Raw genomic sequence first — 16,889 nt, 5'->3', positions numbered from 1 at the left:
CCCCACGTCCCTGGGGGTCGCAGTCCCGTCGGCCGCGGGGTTCCGCTGCCGCCGGGGCGCTACGAAGGCTCCGCCGCCAGAGCCTCCGCGGGGACCGGTGCCTTCCCCGCCGTCGGTTGCGAGAGATCCGTCGACTTCGAGACATCCGCCGGTTCCGAGAGAGCCGTCTGTTTCGAGAGAGCCGTCGGGTTGGGGGCCGCCGGTTTCGCGAGAGCCGTCGGGTTCAAGGGAGCCGTCGGCTCCTCCTCCACGGCGGTGGTCCGCGGTGGCAGCAGCTCCAGCACCGCCTGCCGGTCGGCGTCACTCGTGGCGTCGTCGTACGGATCCGGCGTACGCGGCACCTGGAGCCGGTGCACCGGACCGGACCCCAGCCGGGCGTACCCCCGCCCGGGCGGCACGTGCGCCATCGACGTCGTGTGCGGTGACGCCCCCAGCACCGCCTCCACCTCCTCCGGCGCGGCGGACCCGAGCACGACACGCGCGCGCGTGTGCTGTCGTACCGCGTCGCTGAGCACCTCCGCGCTGTCGAACTGCTCGGCCACGACCACGGTCACGTTCGCCGCGCGGCCGTGCCGCAACGGCACCTGGAGCAGCGCCTGCGGGTCCTTGCGGCCGTCCGCCAGGGCGAGGTGGGCGAAGACGCCCGGGCGGTCCAGCACGATCCACAGCGGGCGCCGGGTGTCCGGGGGCGGTGGGTCGCCCGCCTGCCGCGCGAGGTTGATCGCGACGAGCCGCCGCTCGGTCTCCCGCGCGGCCCACTCCAGGCTGGCCAGCGCCCCGGGCAGCGCGCACTCCACGGCCAGGACGCCGTTCCGTCCGGTCAGGCAGGCGTACTCGCCGGTGCCGCCGCCGTCGACGATCAGCACGTCGCCGTACTGGAGGGCCTGGATGGCGACCGAGCGCAACAGGGTGGACGTGCCGCTGCCGGGGTGGCCCATGGCCAGCAGGTGCGGCTCGGTGGAGCGGATGCCGGTGCGCCAGACGACCGGCGGCACGTCGACCCGTTCCTCCCCGTAGGAGAGGGGGAGCGTGCGCTGGACCTCACTGGGGTCGGTGAAGCCGAGGACTGTTTCGCCGGGCGCGGTGACGAAGCGCTGGGCGGGGATGTCGGCGGGCAGCGGTGGGAGGGCGGTGACGGTGAGCTGGTTGCCCTCCTCGTCCCAGGCGAAGTGGTACTCGCGGCTCCGCCCGGCCTTCGCGGTGAGCAACTGCTCGATCCGCGCGCGGGCCGCGGGCTCGCCGTCCGGGAAGTAGGCGGGGTAGCGGATCACGAGGTGGCCGATGCGTCCGGCGTCGTCGAACTCGTGGGCGACGTAGGCCTTCTCCCACTCCCCGCCGTGCGCGTACAGCGGCGCCGGGTCCTCGGAGCTGGAGAAGCACGGCACCAGGGCCTCGTACAGCGCCTGGAGCCGTTGGGTCTGGGACTCGTCGGGTCCCTCGGGCGCCGACGGGGTGCGGTCGCGGCCGTGCCAGGCCGCTGCCGCCATCACGGCGATGACGGCGAACAGCGGCCCGTACGGCATCAGGGCCACGATCAGGACCATGGAAGCCACGAAGAACAGCAGTGGCCCGCGCTTGTCCTTGGGCGTCTCCGCCCATCTGCGCCGGCCGGCCGAGGCCAGCAGGCGCAGCCCGCGCGTCACGGTGATCAGCGGCTGGAGGACGTCGGTGGCGCTGTCGGCCGCCGTCCGGGCCAGCTCCCTGCTCCGGGCGATCTGCGTCCGGGCGATCTGGGCGCTGTCCTTGCTCAGAATGCGGGGGAGAGGGCGCCGGGCCACTGCTGTCTCCTGATGGTGCGTGCGGGCGGGACTGGAAGGGTCAGAACTTGATGCCGCCCAGGAGGCTGGCCAGGCTCTCTCCTCCGGCTTTGATGCTCGGGGCGATGCCTGTGGTCGACAGGTAGAAGCCGAAGAGTGCCGACACCGTGGCGTGCGAGCCCTTCAGTCCGTCCTTGCGGAAGAACAGGAAGACGACGACGCCGAGCAGCAGCACGCCTGAGAGCGAGAGGATCATTTGGGGCCTCCTGGTGTCGATGGTGGGGGACAGTCACCATGAGTTCTTCCAGGATCACAGGATGTATCCATACGATTAAAGGTGCAACTGGGTGAAAAACGGTAGATTTCCCTCACTCGGGTGAGTGTGTCAGAACGCGGTTGACCAGGCGTGATGTCGGTGCGGAGCGTCCGGTGGGCGCTGCTGCTGATCTTTGCCTCGGGCAGATCGGGTCATGTGCCACGCGAGCCAGTACGCTGGCGATTCACCCGTACGAAGCAGTCCCCGAATCAGCATGGAGAGGCGGTCCGGCCGATGAGTGAAGTTCCCGACCCCGAGGTCGTGGAGCTGGCGACCAAGATCTTCGATCTGGCCCGGCAGGGGCAGACCGAGGCGCTCGTGGCGTATGTCGACGCGGGTGTTCCGGCGAACCTCACCAACGACCGCGGCGACTCCCTGGTGATGCTCGCCGCCTACCACGGTCACGCCGACGCGGTACGCGCGCTGCTCGCCCGCGGCGCGGCGGCGAACCAGGTCAACGACCGGGGCCAGACCCCGCTCGCGGGTGCCGTCTTCAAGGGTGAGACGGACGTCATCAAGGCCCTCCTGGAGGGCGGAGCCGATCCTTCCGCAGGCACGCCGTCGGCCGTCGACACGGCCCGGATGTTCGGCAGGACAGAGCTTCTGCAACTGTTCGGCGTCCACTGACGTCGACGCACTGAGCAAGTAGGACACGGAAAACGGGGGAGGCGGTACAGGGCCGCCGGAAATACGGTCGCGGCAGCACACACCGCGGGTCATCATGACGACGTGATTCACGGACGCGATGGCTGGGCAGGTGTTGCCGCACCGCGCGGGCCGTGATGCGGTCCGCATGGGCCACCGACGAGAGGCAGAGAGAGATGGTCTACAGCAAGCAAGAGACGGCGGGCGCTCCGACGTTGTGTCACGCGGCCAGGTAATGCGTGTTCCCCGGTTGCGTCGACGCTTGATGTGAGGCTGTTTCCCATGTTCGATCCGGTCATAGCGCCCAGCGGTACGCTGCTCGGCCTGCTCCAGCGCGGCCGTGGTGACGGCACGCTGCACGCGCTCACGGCCCCGCGCGCCGAAGCGCTCGCGGCCCTGAACCACTGCGTGCTGCGCGACCCCCGCCACGACTGGCAGGTGGAGAACCGCTCCCTTTACTACGCCCGGCTCTACCTCGACCTGAACGGCGAGCTGGACGCCGTGGAGGCACACCTCTTCGACCCCGAGGACGTCGTCGACACCGACGAGTCCCGCACCGGCCTGGCCCTGGCCGTCCTCGGTCACCTCGCCTCCTACGGCAGGCGGGACGCCCTGGAGCTGCTGCGCAGGTACGCCGCACACGGCTCCAACTGGGCGTGGGCCCTGGACGAGCTGGCCCTCAGGGACGACGACGCCGGCCTGCGCGCCCTCGCCGCCCCCGTCCTGGCCCGCTTCGCCACCGATCCCGAGGGTGAGGCCGAGCTGGCCGCCGCCGTGCGTGACGCCTTCGAACCGCGGCCCTGGCGGCTGTGGGCCGAGGATCCGCGCGCGTCGATCGCCACACGGGTGCGTGCCGCCCAGGAGACCGGCTGTTTCGACCGCTGGCAGCGGCAGATGCGGCCCACCGGCCCCCGCCCCGGCTGGAGCGTCCGCGCCGTCTTCGAGTGGGCCCAGCAGGGCATGGAGCGCGGCGCCGCCCTCCATGTGCCCGCCGCCCGCTGCCTGGTCGCCGTGGCCGGCCCCGAGGACCGGCCCGAGATCCTCCAGGCGGCCCGGACCGGCACCGACGGAGCCCGCTGCACCGCGCTGCGGTACCTCGCCGACAGCAACGACCGTGACGCCCTCGACCTGATCGAGGCAGCCGTCGTGGACGGGACGGCACCCGTCGTGGAGGCCGCCGTGGACGCCTTCGAACGGATGCGCAGCGTCGCCGCCGTCGACCGGGCGCGCGGTTGGGCCCAGCGCCCCGACGCGCTCGGGGAAGCCGCCGGACGCATGCTCGCCTGCCGCGGCGGCGCACAGGACCGCGACCTCGTCCTCGGCGCCCTCCGCGAGGCCGTGCGCGGCGAGGGGCCGGACGCGCCGACCCTGTGGACGCTCGTCGACGGTGCCGGACGCCTCGGCATCGTCTGCGCCGCCCCCGTCCTGCGCCATGTCTACAGGGAGACGGCCTCCTCCCATCTCCGCGGCCGCGCCGCCCGCGCGCTGGCCGCGACCGACCCCTCCTTCGCCACCGGCTTCGCCGTCGAATGCCTGTGGGACTGCGAGGAGACCACCCGTGAACTGGCCGCCCGGCACGCCGAGACCGGCGACGCCCGGGTCGTGGAACGCCTGCGCCGCCTGGCCGCCGATCCGGCCGAGGAGGACGAGGTGCAGACCGCGGTACGCAGCCGCTTCGGCCCGGACGCGGCCCTCGGCTGAACCGCTGGGGACCGGACGCGGGCGCGTACCGAACCGCTGGGACCGGGCGTGAGCCTCGGCTGGATCGCTGGGGACCGGACGCGGGCGCGTACCGAACCGCTGGGACCGGGCGTGAGCCTCGACTGGATCGCTGGGGACCGGGCGTGGGTGCGGACCGAACTGATGGGACCGGGCGTGAGCCTCGGTTGAGGCGTGGCTGCGAGGTGCGGTTGCCCACCCCCCACCCGTACATCTGCCCCGGCGGACGAGCGCCCGCCGGGTGAACACCGGGTGACCCGCTCGGGTGTGCAGCCCAACGCTCATGGGACGTTCCCCGCGCCGAAAGATCGAAGTTGACGCGGGCACGTCCAGCGCGGCGACAACACCCGTATGCGTGTCGTCATCGTGACCGAATCCTTTCCCCCCGATGTGAACGGCGTGGCCCACTGCGCGCTCCAGACCGCCCGGCACCTCGTAGATCGCGGTCACCTCCCGCTCGTCGTCGCCCCCGCCCCCGCGCCCGGCAGCGGCCCGGACACGGACGCCCCGTGCCCGGTCGTCCGGATCCCCTCCCTCCCGCTCCCCGGCTACCCCCAGGTCCGTGTCGCCCTCCCCAGCCGGCGCCTCGCCGCCGCCCTCGTCGCGCACCGCCCCGACGTGGTCCACCTGGCCAGTCCCTTCGTCCTCGGCGTCCGCGGCATGGCGGCCGCCGCCCGGCTCGGCCTTCCCGCCGTCGCCGTCTACCAGACCGACCTGGCCGGCTACGCCCGTACCTACATGGGCGCCGGGGAGGCCGCGGCCTGGCGGCGGATCCGCTCCGTGCACGGCGCCGCCGACCGCACCCTGGCCCCCTCCAGCGCCGCCCAGTCGGACCTGGAGGAACACGGCATACCGCGGGTACGGCTCTGGCCGCGCGGCGTGGACACCGTACGTTTCCGGCCACAGCACCGCGACGAGGCGCTGCGCCGCGAACTCGCGCCCGACGGCGAACTGATCGTCGGCTACGTCGGCCGGCTCGCCCCGGAGAAGCACGTCGAACTGCTCTCCGGAGTCTGCGGGCTGGCCGGCGTACGGGTAGTGGTCGTGGGCGACGGGCCCAGCCAGGCCCATCTGACCGAGGCCCTGCCCGGCGCCGTCTTCCTCGGCCGTCGCACCGGCGACGAACTGGCGCGGATCTTCGCCTCACTGGACCTGTTCGTGCACACCGGTCCCTTCGAGACGTTCTGCCAGACCGTCCAGGAGGCCATGGCCAGCGGTGTCCCGGTCGTCGCCCCGGCCGCCGGCGGCCCGCTCGACCTGGTCGACCACGGCCGTACCGGCCTGCTGGTCCCGCCGCGCGACGCCGCCGCCGTACAGGAGGCCGTCCGCGCCCTGGGCGCCGACCCCGCGCGGCGCGCCGCGTACGGCGCCAGCGCCCGTGCGACGGTCGAGGGCCGTACCTGGGCCGCCGTGGGCGACCAGCTGATCGCCCACTACGACGACGTCCTCGCGGACCGGAAGACGGCGGTGGCGGCATGACCGGGCAGTCCCTGCGCATCGTCCGCCTCGCCAACTTCGTCGCCCCCGCCTCCGGCGGCCTGCGCACCGCCCTGCGGGAACTCGGCAGGGGTTTCCGGGCCGCGGGCCACGAACCCGTCCTGATCGTGCCCGGCGAACGGCACACCGACCGCGACACCGAACAGGGCCGGGTCATCACCCTGCCCGGCCCGCCGCTGCCCGGCACCGGCGGCTACCGCGTCCTCACCGACAAGCGGCGCGTGGCCGCCCTCCTGGAGGAGCTGGCCCCGGACCGCCTGGAGGTCTCCGACCGGACCACCCTGCGCTGGACCGGCCGTTGGGCCCGGCGCGCGCGTGTGCCCGCCGTGATGGTCTCCCACGAGACCGCCGACGGCGTTCTGCGCACCTGGGGCCTGCCCGAGCACCTGGCGCGGCGCGCCGCCGACTCCCTCAACACCCGGACCGCGCACGTCTATTCGCGGGTGGTGTGCACCACCGAGTTCGCCGAGCGCGAGTTCGTGCGCATCGGCGCGCGGAACGTCGTACGCGCCCCCCTGGGTGTCGATCTGACGGAACGGCACCCGGCGCTGCGCGACCCCGGGCTGCGTGACCGCCACGCGCGCGGGGACGAGGCGCTGCTCGTGATGGCGTCCCGGCTGTCCGTCGAGAAGCGTCCGGGTACGGCCCTGGACGCCCTGGAGGCGCTGCGGCGGCGCGGGCGGCGGGCGGTGCTCGTGGTGGCTGGGGACGGGCCACTGCGGGCCCGGCTGGAACAGCGCGCGCGGGACCGCGGGCTCCCCGTGACCTTCCTCGGGCACGTCTCCGACCGGACGGCCCTCGGCGCGCTCCAGGCGTCCGCCGACGTGTGTCTCGCGCCGGGGCCCGCCGAGACCTTCGGACTGGCCGCGCTGGAGGCCATGGCGTGCGGCACGCCCGTGGTGGCGAGCGCGTCCTCCGCGCTGCCCGAGGTCATCGGGTCGGCGGGGGCAGCCGCGGTGGGCGGCGCAGAGGCCTTCGCGGACGCCGTGGAACTGCTGCTGGACCGCGCCGAGCCCGAGCGGCGGGAAGCGGCACGCGCGCGTGCGGAGTGCTTCGGCTGGGCAACGGCCGTGGAGGTATTCCTGGCGGCCCACGACACGGAGGTGCTGCGCCAGGCCGATACCCGGCCCGTCGTTCCGGAGGGCGTGGCATGAGAGCCGATGCCGCCACGGGGCGGAGTGGCTCCGTCTGTGGGGGAGGGGCTGGTGGGGGAGCTGATGTCGCGACGGGGCGGGGTGGTCCTGTTCGCGTGGGAGGGGGTGGTCCCGTTCGTGGGGGAGGAGCCGGTGGCGGAGCTGAGGTCGCGATGCGGCGGAGCGGCTCCGTCCGTGCCGCAGGGGGTGGCTCGGCGGCCGATGACGGGGCACAGCGGAGCGGCTTCGTCCGCTTCGTCGCGCTCGGGGACTCGCTGACCGAGGGCGTGGGCGACCCGGCCGATGCCGGATGGCGGGGCTGGGCCGCGCTGCTGGCCGCTTCCCTCGCCGAGGACAGCGAGCGGGTGCGGTTCACCAACCTCGCGGTCAGCGGGGCGCAGACCCGGGACGTGCTGGAGAGGCAGACGCCGGCCGCCCTGGAGCTGCGCCCCGACCTGGTGTCCGTGGTCGTCGGCGTCAACGACACGCTGCGCCGCACCTTCGACATCCACGCCGTGGCCGCCCACCTCGACCAGGTCTACGGCTCCCTCACCCGTCAGGGCGCCACCCTGCTCACCGCCTGCCTGCCCGACCCCGGCGCCATGCTCCGGCTCCCGGACGCCTTGGCCCGTCCGCTGGCCCGCCGGCAACGGGCGGTGAACGCGGTGGTCCACGCGCTGTCCGAGCGGTACGGCGCCGTCCATCTGCACGCGGCGGACGACGGCTGGATCAGCGACCGGAGACTGTGGAGCGCGGACCGGCTGCACCCCGCCGAGCGCGGTCACCGGCAGTTCGCCGTCCGCTGCCACGCCCTGCTCGCCGAGGCGGGTCACGCGACCGGGGAACCTCCCACGCCCGAACCGGAGTTCCCCGCGCCGACCCGCACGGCGAGCCTGTGGTGGCTGGCCACGGCGGGGACCGGTTGGGTGCTCCGCCGCTGCAACGACCTGCTGCCTCAGCTGCTGCGCCTGGCCGCCGGCGAACTGCGCCACCGCGCGCGGGGCACCGGCGCCCACCTGGACCTCCGCGCATCGGCGGCGGTGTCGGCAGCCCTGGCGGCGCTTCCGGAGGCCGGCGCCGAGGAGGCGGCGGCTCAGTGGCGCGGCGACGAGAGGGACGGGGCTGTCCCGGCGGAGCGGGAGGTCGAGGTGGTGGGCCTGGCGGCGGCGGGGGCCGTGGAGACGGTTGCCTCCGCCGGGGCCGTTTCGGCCGGTCCAGGTGGGCTGGAGTCGTTCCGCTGACATTCGGCGGGTGGGGCGGGGCGGTGGGGCTGTGTCCCCCTGGTGAGACTCAGTGGTGCCGGCGACCACGAACGCGCGGCAGCCCTGCCCGTCGGCGCCGCCGGGGCGTCGTGGCAGCGGCGACGGCCGCGCCCGAGGCGATGGCGGCGCGGCAGTCGGGGACGGTCACGCCCGGGGCGGCGCCTAGGCCCTGTCGTCAAACTCCCGTCTGCCGCGCGACGCCATGCACGCACTCTCGCCGCACCGGCCCCAGACCCGAGTACGCCCAGTACGAGGGCCTGTGGCCGGCACGGCGAGAGCACGCACCTGACGCCGCACGGCCCGCCCTCCGGGCGGACGACGGGAGTTTGACGACAGGACCTAGGGCGCGGGGTGTCTCAGCCGTCGAGGCTCAGCGGCGCCGCACCGGTACGAACCGGACCGGGGTGCCCGGGAGGGCCTGGGCGGCGGCCGGGAGGTCGGCGGCGCGGACCACCGCGATCACCGGGTAGCCGCCGGTGGTCGGATGGTCCGCGAGGAAGACCACCGGGCGTCCGTCCGGCGGAACCTGGACCGCGCCCAGCACCATGCCCTCGCTGGGGAGTTCACCGGGCCGGGACCGCTCCAGCGCGGGCCCCTCGGTGCGCAGGCCGATGCGGTTGCTCGCCGCGGAGACCCGGTACGCGCGCGTGGTGAGATCCCGGACCGCCCGCGCCGTGAACCAGTCGTCGCGCGGGCCCGGCGTCACCCGGAGCACGAGCTCGGCCGGCGGACGCGGCTGCGGCGCGCCGTCCACGCGCGCGGGAGGGCCGGCCGGGGCGCCCAGGGGCAGGACCGTGCCGTCCGTGAGCGGCGCCGGACCGAGGCCGGACAGCAGGTCGGTGGCGCGGCTGCCGAGGACCGGCTCCACGGCGACGCCGCCGCCGACCGAGACGTAGCTGCGCACCCCGGCCGTGGCCGCGCCCACTTCCAGCACTTCGCCCGCCGGTACGACCACCGGGGCACCCCACGCGGCCGGGCGACCGCCCACCGACACCGGGCAGGGCGCACCGCCGACCGCGACGGTCACCGTCGAACGCGGGCGCAGCGCACAGCCGTTGAGCGTGGTCTCCAGGACGGCGGCGTCCGGTGGATTGCCGACGAGCCGGTTCACCAGTGCCGCGGCGATCGGGTCGAGCGCTCCGGACCGGGGCACGCCGAGGTGCGCGTACCCCGGCCGCCCGCGGTCCTGCACGGTGGTCAGCGCCCCGGCGCGCACGACGACCAGCGCACGGTCGGTCATGGGGCCCCCCAGGTCACGGGTCGCGTCGGCACGAGCCACACGCGCGCGTGGGCTGCCGTTTGCCGCCCGGCCACGCGGGTCTTCGGGATGCGCGCAGCTACCGGTGCGGCGGTCCTCCGGGCGCGTACCCGATCCGGTGTGGTGGGTTCCGGGGGGTGTACTCGTGCCGGTGCGGTGGTTTCCGGGGCGTGTACTCGTGCCGGTGCGGCGGTCTCCCCGGCGCCCACCCCCTGCGAAACAGCCCGCCACCGCCCGTTCATGCGTCCCCCACCGGCACGAACCGTACGCGTGTGCCCGGCTCCAGCAGGGCCGCCGGGACGCGTGCCGGGTCCCACAGCACCGTGTCCGTCGTGCCGATCAGTTGCCAGCCGCCGGGCGAGGAGCGCGGGTAGACGCCGGTGTACGGGCCGGCCAGGGCCACGGCGCCGGCCGGAACCGCCGTGCGCGGGGTGGCGCGGCGCGGGACGTGGTAGCGCTCCGGGAGCCCGGTGAGATAGCCGAAGCCGGGAGCGAAGCCGCAGAAGGCCACCGTGAACTCGGTGCCGGCGTGGACGCGGGCCACCTCCCGTCCCGGCACCCGCCAGTGCGCGGCGACCGCCGCCAGGTCCGGGCCGTCGTACCGCACGGGCAGTTCGATCAGCTCGCTCGCGTGAGGAGGGACCTGCGGCACCCGCGTGCCGGTCAGTTCCGCCGCCCAGCGGGCCGGCTCGGCCAGCCCGTCGAGCAGCACGGTACGGGCCGCCGGGACGATCTCGCGCACGGTGAGCGCGCCCTCCGCGCGGCGCCGCAGCAGCTCCGCGTGCAGGGCCTGCGCCTCGTCCCCGGAGGCCACCTCGACGAGCAGCGCGTCGTCGCCGACGGGAAGCGCCCTCACGCGAACGCCTCCACCCGCACGCCCGCCGCCACCAGTCGTTCCCGCACCCGCCGGGCCAGGCCGACCGCGCCCGGTGTGTCACCGTGCAGGCACAGTGACCGGGCGCGCACCTGGATCCGCGCGCCGGAGTGCGCGATGACCGCACCGGAGCGCGCGAGGCTCACCGAGCGCTCCACGACGGCGTCCGGGTCGGTCACCACGGCACCCTCGTGGCCGCGCGGCACGAGCGTGCCCTCGTCGGTGTACGCGCGGTCCGCGAAGGCCTCCGTGACGGCCGGCAGGCCCGCCTCCGCCGCCAGCTCCAGGAACCGCGAGCCGGGCAGGCCCAGCACCGGCAGTGAGGCGTCCGCCAGGCGCACGCCCTCGATCACCGCCCGGGCCTGCTCCTCGTCGTGCACGACCCGGTTGTAGAGCGCGCCGTGCGGTTTGACGTACGCCACGCGCGCCCCCGCCGCCCGCGCGAACACCTCCAAGGCGCCGATCTGGTAGGTCACTTCGGCCGCCAGTTCGGCGGGCGGTACATCCATCGCGCGCCGCCCGAAACCGGCCAGGTCCCGGTAGGAGACCTGCGCGCCGATCGTCACCCCGCGCTCGGCCGCCCGTTCGCACACCCGGCGCATGGTGGCCGCGTCCCCGGCGTGGAAGCCGCAGGCCACGTTGGCGCTGGTGACGACGGACAGGAGTTGTTCGTCGTCGGTCAGCCGCCAGCGGCCGAAGCCCTCGCCCAGGTCGGCGTTCAGATCGATCGCGGTCATGGTGTTCTCGCGTCTCCGGTTCTCGTGGAGGTTTCTTGTGCGCGGGGCAGGGGCTGCGGCGCGGCCGGGCTCAGTCGACGCCGACCAGCCGGTACTGCTCGTCCCGTGCGTCGGTCAGGAACATCTGGCCCGGCGCGTGGGTGATCGCGAACGGCGGCCGGGAGGCCATCACGGCCGCCTGCGGGGTCACCCCGCAGGCCCAGAACACCGGGATGTCCCCGTCGGCGGCGGTCACCGGGTCGCCGAAGTCGGGCCGGCCGAGGTCCTCGATGCCGAGGGCCGCCGGGTCCCCGCAGTGCACGGGACCCCCGTGCACGGCCGGCAGCAGGCTGCTCTCCCGGATCGCCGCACCCAGACGCTCGGGCGGCACGGGACGCATGGAGACCACCATCGGCCCGCGCAGCCGGCCCGCCTCCCGGCAGGCCCGGCTGGTCACGTACATCGGCACGTTCCTGCCCTGCTCGACGTGCCGGATCGGCACGCCCGCGCGGGCCAGCGCCCACTCGAAGGTGAAGCTGCACCCGAGCAGGAACGACACCAGGTCGTCCCGCCAGTACGCGCGCGCGTCCGTGGGTTCGTCCACCAGCTCGCCGTCCTGCCACACCCGGTAGCGCGGCAGGTCGGTGCGCAGGTCGGCGCCCTCGGCGAGGACGGTCGTCGGGGAACCGGCGTCCGTGACGTCGAGCACGGGGCACGGCTTGGGGTTGCGCTGGCAGAACAGCAGCATGTCGTAGGCCCAGTCGGCGGGCACCGCGATCAGGTTGGCCTGGGTGTGGCCCGCCGCGACCCCGGCGGTCGGCCCGGCGAGACCGTCGCGGAAGCGGGCCCGCGCGGTTTCGGGGCTCCACGCGTGCGCGTGCGCGTCGACGGTGGTGACGGGGCGGTCCTCGGTACGGTTCACCCGCGTCACGCCAGCTCCTTCCCGCGCGTCTCCGGCAGCCCGAGCAGCGCCAGCGCGGCCAGGCCGTAGCCGATCGCGCCGAAGACCAGCGCCCCGCCGACGCCCCAGCTGTCCGCCAGGAAGCCCACCAGCGTCGGGAACACCGCGCCCACCGCGCGGCCCGTGTTGTAGGTGAAGCCCTGCCCGGTGCCGCGCACCGCCGTCGGGTACAGCTCGCTCAAGTAGGAGCCGAAGCCGCTGAAGATGGCCGACATGCAGAAGCCGAGCGGGAAACCGAGCACCAGCAGCAGGGTGTTGGCGCCGTGCGGGATGTTCGCGTACGTCAGGATGCACACCGCCGACAGCAGCGCGAACAGCCAGATGTTGTTCCGCCGGCCGAGCCGGTCGGTGAGGTGGCCGCCGGTCAGGTAGCCGAGAAAGGCGCCGGAGATCAGGAAGGCCAGGTAGCCGCCGGTGCCGACGACCGACAGACCGCGGTCGGACTTCAGGTACGTCGGTACCCAGGTCGCCAGCGTGTAGTAGCCGCCCTGCACGCCTGTGGAGAGGAGGCTCGCGAAGACCGTGGTGCGCAGCAGGCCGGGGGCGCCGTCCCGGCCGGCCGGCCGGAAGATCGCGGCGAACGAGCCCCGGCGCGGGTCCTGTTCACGGGCCGCGGTCGCCGTGGGGGCGTCGTGCACCGAGCGGCGCAGCCAGACCACGAGCAGCGCCGGCAGCGCGCCGGTCCAGAACATCACCCGCCAGGCCAGGTCGTCGCCGGCGAAGGAGAACACCAGCGTGTAGACGACCGCCGCCAGTCCCCAGCCGACCGCCCAGGAGCTCTGGATCGCGCCGAGCGTACGGCCCCGGTGGCGCGCGCTCGCGTACTCGGCGACCAGGATCGCGCCGACCGCCCACTCGCCGCCGAAGCCGAGGCCCTGGAGGGCACGGAAGACCAGCAGGGTCTCGTAGGTGGGCGCGAAGCCGCAGGCGACGGTGAAGACGGCGTACGTGACCACCGTGATCATCAGGGCCCGGACGCGGCCGACCCGGTCCGCGATCACGCCGGCGGCGGCCCCGCCGACCGCCGAGACCACCAGGGTGACGGTGGTGAACAGGCCGGTCTGGCCGCTGCTGAGGCCGAAGTACGCCGAGAGCGCCACCATGCTCAGCGGCAAGGTGAAGTAGTCGTACGAATCCAGGGCATATCCGCCGAAAGCACCGGCGAACGCGCGTCGGCCGCGCGGGCCGAGGGCGCGCAGCCAGGCGAACGCGCCGTCCTCGGTGGTGGGTTCGGCCGGTCCCCGGCGGACGTCGGTGGAGGGCGCGGACCGGGGTGGTGGGGTCGTGCTCATGGGCACCTCGCAGAAGAGGGACGGAGGGTGCTGGGAAGTGAGCCGTGCGGAGCACCGTAGAGGATCGTTCAACGATCCTTCAATACCCGTGTTGTTTCGTTCTGGTGTCTGCGATTGAATTCCGGGCATGGCAGAGGAGCTGACGGGACTGGCCGGCGACCGGGTCCTCCTGGGTCGCACGAGCACCGCGGAGCGCGTTTCGGACATCCTCAGAAGCCGCATCTCCGAGGGCTACTTCCCGCCCGGCACCCGGCTGTCCGAGGACAGCATCGGCGGGGCGCTCGGCGTCTCCCGCAACACCCTGCGCGAGGCGTTCCGGCTGCTCACCCACGAGCGCCTGCTGATCCACGAACTCAACCGGGGCGTGTTCGTCCGGGTCCTGACCGTCGAGGACGTCGAGGACATCTACCGCACGCGCTCCCTCGTCGAGTGCGCCGTCGTCCGCGGACTGGGCGAACCGCCGTACCGGGTGGACGGGCTGGTCTCGGCGGTCGAAGAGGGGCACACGGCGGCCGCGGAGCATGACTGGAAAGGGCTGGGTACGGCCAACATCCACTTCCACCGGGAACTGGTCGCCCTGGCCGGCAGCGAACGCACCGACGAGCTGATGCGCAGCGTCTTCGCCGAGCTGCGCCTCGCCTTCCACGTCGTGGACGACCCGCGGCGGCTGCACGAGCCGTACCTCGCCCGCAACGGCCGGATCCTCCAGGCGCTCCAGGCCGGCGACCGGCGCGACGCCGAACGGCTGCTGGAGACCTACCTCGCGGACTCGCTGGAACGGGTCGTGGAGGTGTACCGGCGCAGGGTCGGCGAGGAAGGCGCCCCGTAGGGCGTGGGGACCCGCGCGACCGGCCCCGCACGGTCCGCGCCCGGACGACGCCCCCGCAGCCGTGCCGGCCGAACCGGCGGAGCCTCTCGTTTGGGTCGATGTCAGACCCAGGACCTAGTCTGTGCACCGTGACTTCGCCTGCATCGACGGACCGTGTTCCGCCCCAGCTCAGCGCGGGGCCGCGCCCGGCTCCGGGCCCGGCCGCCGACGAGGGGCTGGCGCGTCGGCTGCGCGCGCTCGCCTGCACCGCGCCGCTGCACGACCTGGACGCGCGCAAGGCCAACCTGGCCGGTGAGTACTCGGTGTACGGGATGGCCGAGGTGGCGCTGGCAGCCATCGACCTGGTCACGCTGAACATGGACTTCGACACCGGCGCCGACCACGAGCAGATCGTGGCCCGGCTCGTCCCGCGCATCGCCGCCCAGGCGCCGGGCCGGCCCGCCGCCGAACACGAGCGCGTGGCCCGTTGGGTGCTGGAGAACCTGATCAACGTCGGCAGCGTGGACCGGGGCTTCCGCGCGGTCTACGGCACCTTCGCGCCGGACGGCACCTACGTCCGCCGTGACTACGACTTCAAGCTGATCGAGGAGGTCCCCGGCCCCGGCGGCACGGTGTACCTGCGGACGACGGACGAGGCGGTCAACGTCCTGGTCGGCGCCCTCGACACGGACGTCACCAGCGCCCAGATCGCCGCCGAGGTCAAGCTGGAGGTGCTGATCAGCCGCGGCCGGCTGGCCGACGCCCAGCTCGCCGCCGAGCAGGCCCGCTACCGCACGGTCCAGTACTCCGAGACGCTGCGCCGGGCCCTGGAGGCCACCCGGCGCAACGTCCGCGCGGTCGACTGGCTCAACGCCGTCCCCGACATGATCGCCGAGGCCCTGGACCACGTGGCCGAGCGCTACCGCCACGAGAACGCGATCCTCACCAACATCCGCAAGGCCCGCGACGAGACCGAGGACCCCGAGCACAAGCGCCGCGCCGCCGAACTCGTCGACATCGTCAAGGACTGCATCCGGCGCCACACCCAGCTCCAGTCGCGCCTGCTGGAAGCGGGACCGCTGTTCCGCGCCGAACAGGACCGGCAGGCCTTCGCCACACCGGCGGCGACGTCCGGGATAGACCTCTACGGCCATCTCGTCGCCCCCGTGCTGCCCCTGCCGCTGGAGCAGGCGACCCGGGTCACCGACGCCTTCTTCGCGCGCGGCACGGGACTGCGCACGCCGGTGTCCGTCCGGGTCGGGGACCTCGTGGACATCCTGCTGACCCCGCCCGTGGAGCGGGAGCACCTGGGCGCGGAGATGCCCGAGCCCGATCTGATCGCGACGCCGGACGACAGCCGCTTCAGCGAGGAGCAGCTGGCCGTGGCGAGGGAGCTGCTGGACCTGCCGGCGGACGCCCCGAGGCGACTGTCCGGGCTGCTGGCCGAGGCCCGGCGGACCGGGGACCCCGACCTCGCCTACCTGGTGGCGCTGCTGGCGGTCCACGCGGCCAGCCCGCCCGTCGGCACCGCCTACCGGCAGGGCGAGGAGAAGCTGCTGTTCGCCGTGGACGACGGGACCGAACTGGACGATCCCGAGTTCGGCGGGGCGGACCTGATCGTGGGGACCGCCCTGCTCGACGCGGCCGGGATGGCCGCGGACCGGACGGAAGCAGCATGAGCGGCATCAGTGGACAAGAGCACGACAAGGAGCCGAACCCGTGACCGAGCACGTCGACCGGAGTGAACCCGAGCCTGCCGCCGCCCCGGCGGGCTCCGCCGTCACCCCCGCCGACGCCGCCGACGCGGCGCGGCTCGTCGCCTTCGGACTCCAGCCCAAGCTGGCGCCCGCACGCGACCAGGAGTACACCGAACTGCTGCGCCGCTACCGCGACGACCCGGCGTTCGCCCGGCTCGCCGACGCCGTCGCCGCCGGTCTGGGGCTCGTCGTGCTGGAGGTCTCCCCGCGCGCGGGAATGGCCGTGACCGCCGCCGAGGACTCGGTGTTCGCCGTCCGCATGGGTGACTACGCGCGTCGCACCGCCGCCGACTCCGGCGACCGCTTCCTGCACGGGCTGGCCCATCTCGCGGTCGCCGCGCTGGCGTTCCCGCGCCCGGAGGACCTGGTCGACGACTCCTACATCGGCCGGGTCACCGTCAACGGCGTCGACGCCTTCGTCCGGCAGGCCTGCCGCCGTCTGGAGGAGCGCGCCGAGGAGCAGGGCGAGAACACCGACCCGGCGACCGACGCGCCCGGCCTGGAGGCGGCCTGGCGAATCTGGGCCAGACGCAGTGCCACGGGCGCCACCAAGGACGCCCGCCGGCCGGCCGCCTCCACCACCGGCATCGTGGCGAAGGCCATGGCCTTCCTCACCGACTCGGGCTTCCTCCAGCGCACCGGCGACGACAACGGCGGCACCTACCGCACCACGGCCCGCTACCAGCTCCAGGTCCGCGACCTGGCCGGCAGCGCCGCCCTGGCCGAACTGCTGGAGCTGGGCATCGTCCCGGTCACCGACGGCACGGCCACCCTGCTGCCCGCCCAGGACACCGACGACCTGGACCTGGTGGCCGACGCCGGACTGCCGTTCCACTCCTGACGCGCTGAAGCTCCCGCAGCTCCAGACCTCCCGAACCACCGCACCTTTCACCA

At 74.1% G+C, this 16,889-nt stretch carries 15 protein-coding genes; 8 read left to right on the top strand and 7 right to left on the bottom strand.

From position 1 onward, the window contains the following. Positions 1 to 59: 59 nt before the first annotated feature. The gene (locus tag ACH4LD_RS12430; RefSeq protein ID WP_398055926.1) at positions 60 to 1,778 is read right to left on the bottom strand and encodes a hypothetical protein; all 1,719 of its coding nucleotides are present in this window, start codon (positions 1,776 to 1,778) and stop codon (positions 60 to 62) included. 40 nt (positions 1,779 to 1,818) lie between these two features. Further along, complete coding sequence (locus tag ACH4LD_RS12425; RefSeq protein ID WP_014671463.1) at positions 1,819 to 2,013, bottom strand: hypothetical protein; 195 nt, start codon at positions 2,011 to 2,013, stop codon at positions 1,819 to 1,821. A 294-nt stretch (positions 2,014 to 2,307) separates the two neighbouring features. On the opposite strand from ACH4LD_RS12425, the gene ACH4LD_RS12420 reads away from it, so the two are divergent. The 5 genes from ACH4LD_RS12420 (at position 2,308) to ACH4LD_RS12400 (ending at position 8,308) form a co-directional block, all read left to right on the top strand. Next, positions 2,308 to 2,700, top strand: a complete 393-nt coding sequence (locus ACH4LD_RS12420) for an ankyrin repeat domain-containing protein (protein WP_132786625.1) — start codon at positions 2,308 to 2,310, stop codon at positions 2,698 to 2,700. 300 nt (positions 2,701 to 3,000) lie between these two features. Further along, entirely contained in the window at positions 3,001 to 4,419 is a 1,419-nt protein-coding gene (locus ACH4LD_RS12415) for a HEAT repeat domain-containing protein (RefSeq protein ID WP_398055927.1), read from the top strand. Between the two features lie 369 nt (positions 4,420 to 4,788). Continuing rightward, on the top strand, positions 4,789 to 5,916 hold the full coding sequence (locus ACH4LD_RS12410) for a glycosyltransferase family 4 protein (RefSeq protein ID WP_398055928.1): 1,128 nt from the start codon (positions 4,789 to 4,791) through the stop codon (positions 5,914 to 5,916). Next, complete coding sequence (locus ACH4LD_RS12405; RefSeq protein WP_398055929.1) at positions 5,913 to 7,088, top strand: glycosyltransferase; 1,176 nt, start codon at positions 5,913 to 5,915, stop codon at positions 7,086 to 7,088. Before ACH4LD_RS12410 ends, ACH4LD_RS12405 begins: the two co-directional genes overlap by 4 nt. Positions 7,089 to 7,354: 266 nt before the next feature. Further along, positions 7,355 to 8,308, top strand: a complete 954-nt coding sequence (locus tag ACH4LD_RS12400; protein ID WP_398055969.1) for an SGNH/GDSL hydrolase family protein — start codon at positions 7,355 to 7,357, stop codon at positions 8,306 to 8,308. 391 nt (positions 8,309 to 8,699) lie between these two features. Here the strand turns inward: ACH4LD_RS12400 and ACH4LD_RS12395 are convergent, their stop codons facing one another. The 5 genes from ACH4LD_RS12395 to ACH4LD_RS12375 all read right to left on the bottom strand — a co-directional run bounded on the left by ACH4LD_RS12395 (position 8,700) and on the right by ACH4LD_RS12375 (position 13,430). After that, entirely contained in the window at positions 8,700 to 9,569 is an 870-nt protein-coding gene (locus ACH4LD_RS12395; RefSeq protein WP_398055930.1) for a biotin-dependent carboxyltransferase family protein, read from the bottom strand. A gap of 256 nt (positions 9,570 to 9,825) precedes the next feature. Then, positions 9,826 to 10,443: an allophanate hydrolase subunit 1 gene (locus ACH4LD_RS12390; protein WP_398055931.1), complete on the bottom strand. Its 618-nt coding sequence runs from the start codon at positions 10,441 to 10,443 to the stop codon at positions 9,826 to 9,828. Further along, positions 10,440 to 11,198: a LamB/YcsF family protein gene (locus ACH4LD_RS12385; protein WP_398055932.1), complete on the bottom strand. Its 759-nt coding sequence runs from the start codon at positions 11,196 to 11,198 to the stop codon at positions 10,440 to 10,442. The genes ACH4LD_RS12390 and ACH4LD_RS12385 overlap by 4 nt, the downstream gene beginning before the upstream one ends. Positions 11,199 to 11,268: 70 nt before the next feature. Continuing rightward, positions 11,269 to 12,099, bottom strand: coding sequence for a putative hydro-lyase (locus tag ACH4LD_RS12380; RefSeq protein ID WP_398055971.1), 831 nt, complete (start codon positions 12,097 to 12,099; stop codon positions 11,269 to 11,271). A 5-nt stretch (positions 12,100 to 12,104) separates the two neighbouring features. Beyond that, positions 12,105 to 13,430, bottom strand: a complete 1,326-nt coding sequence (locus ACH4LD_RS12375) for an MFS transporter (protein WP_398055933.1) — start codon at positions 13,428 to 13,430, stop codon at positions 12,105 to 12,107. A gap of 127 nt (positions 13,431 to 13,557) precedes the next feature. On the opposite strand from ACH4LD_RS12375, the gene ACH4LD_RS12370 reads away from it, so the two are divergent. From ACH4LD_RS12370 to ACH4LD_RS12360, 3 genes are all read left to right on the top strand, one after another. Next, complete coding sequence (locus tag ACH4LD_RS12370; RefSeq protein WP_398055934.1) at positions 13,558 to 14,259, top strand: GntR family transcriptional regulator; 702 nt, start codon at positions 13,558 to 13,560, stop codon at positions 14,257 to 14,259. Positions 14,260 to 14,387: 128 nt separating this feature from the next. Continuing rightward, positions 14,388 to 15,917 (top strand): hypothetical protein, encoded by a 1,530-nt coding sequence (locus tag ACH4LD_RS12365; protein ID WP_132786633.1) that lies wholly within the window; start codon positions 14,388 to 14,390, stop codon positions 15,915 to 15,917. Between the two features lie 40 nt (positions 15,918 to 15,957). Continuing rightward, on the top strand, positions 15,958 to 16,836 hold the full coding sequence (locus tag ACH4LD_RS12360; RefSeq protein ID WP_398055935.1) for a hypothetical protein: 879 nt from the start codon (positions 15,958 to 15,960) through the stop codon (positions 16,834 to 16,836). Positions 16,837 to 16,889 lie beyond the last annotated feature (53 nt).

Source organism: Streptomyces sp. NPDC017676 (genome assembly GCF_044329325.1).
Lineage (GTDB): Bacteria > Actinomycetota > Actinomycetes > Streptomycetales > Streptomycetaceae > Streptomyces.
Note: the sequence above shows the minus strand (reverse complement) of the source record. Positions and strands in the feature narration are given on the sequence as shown.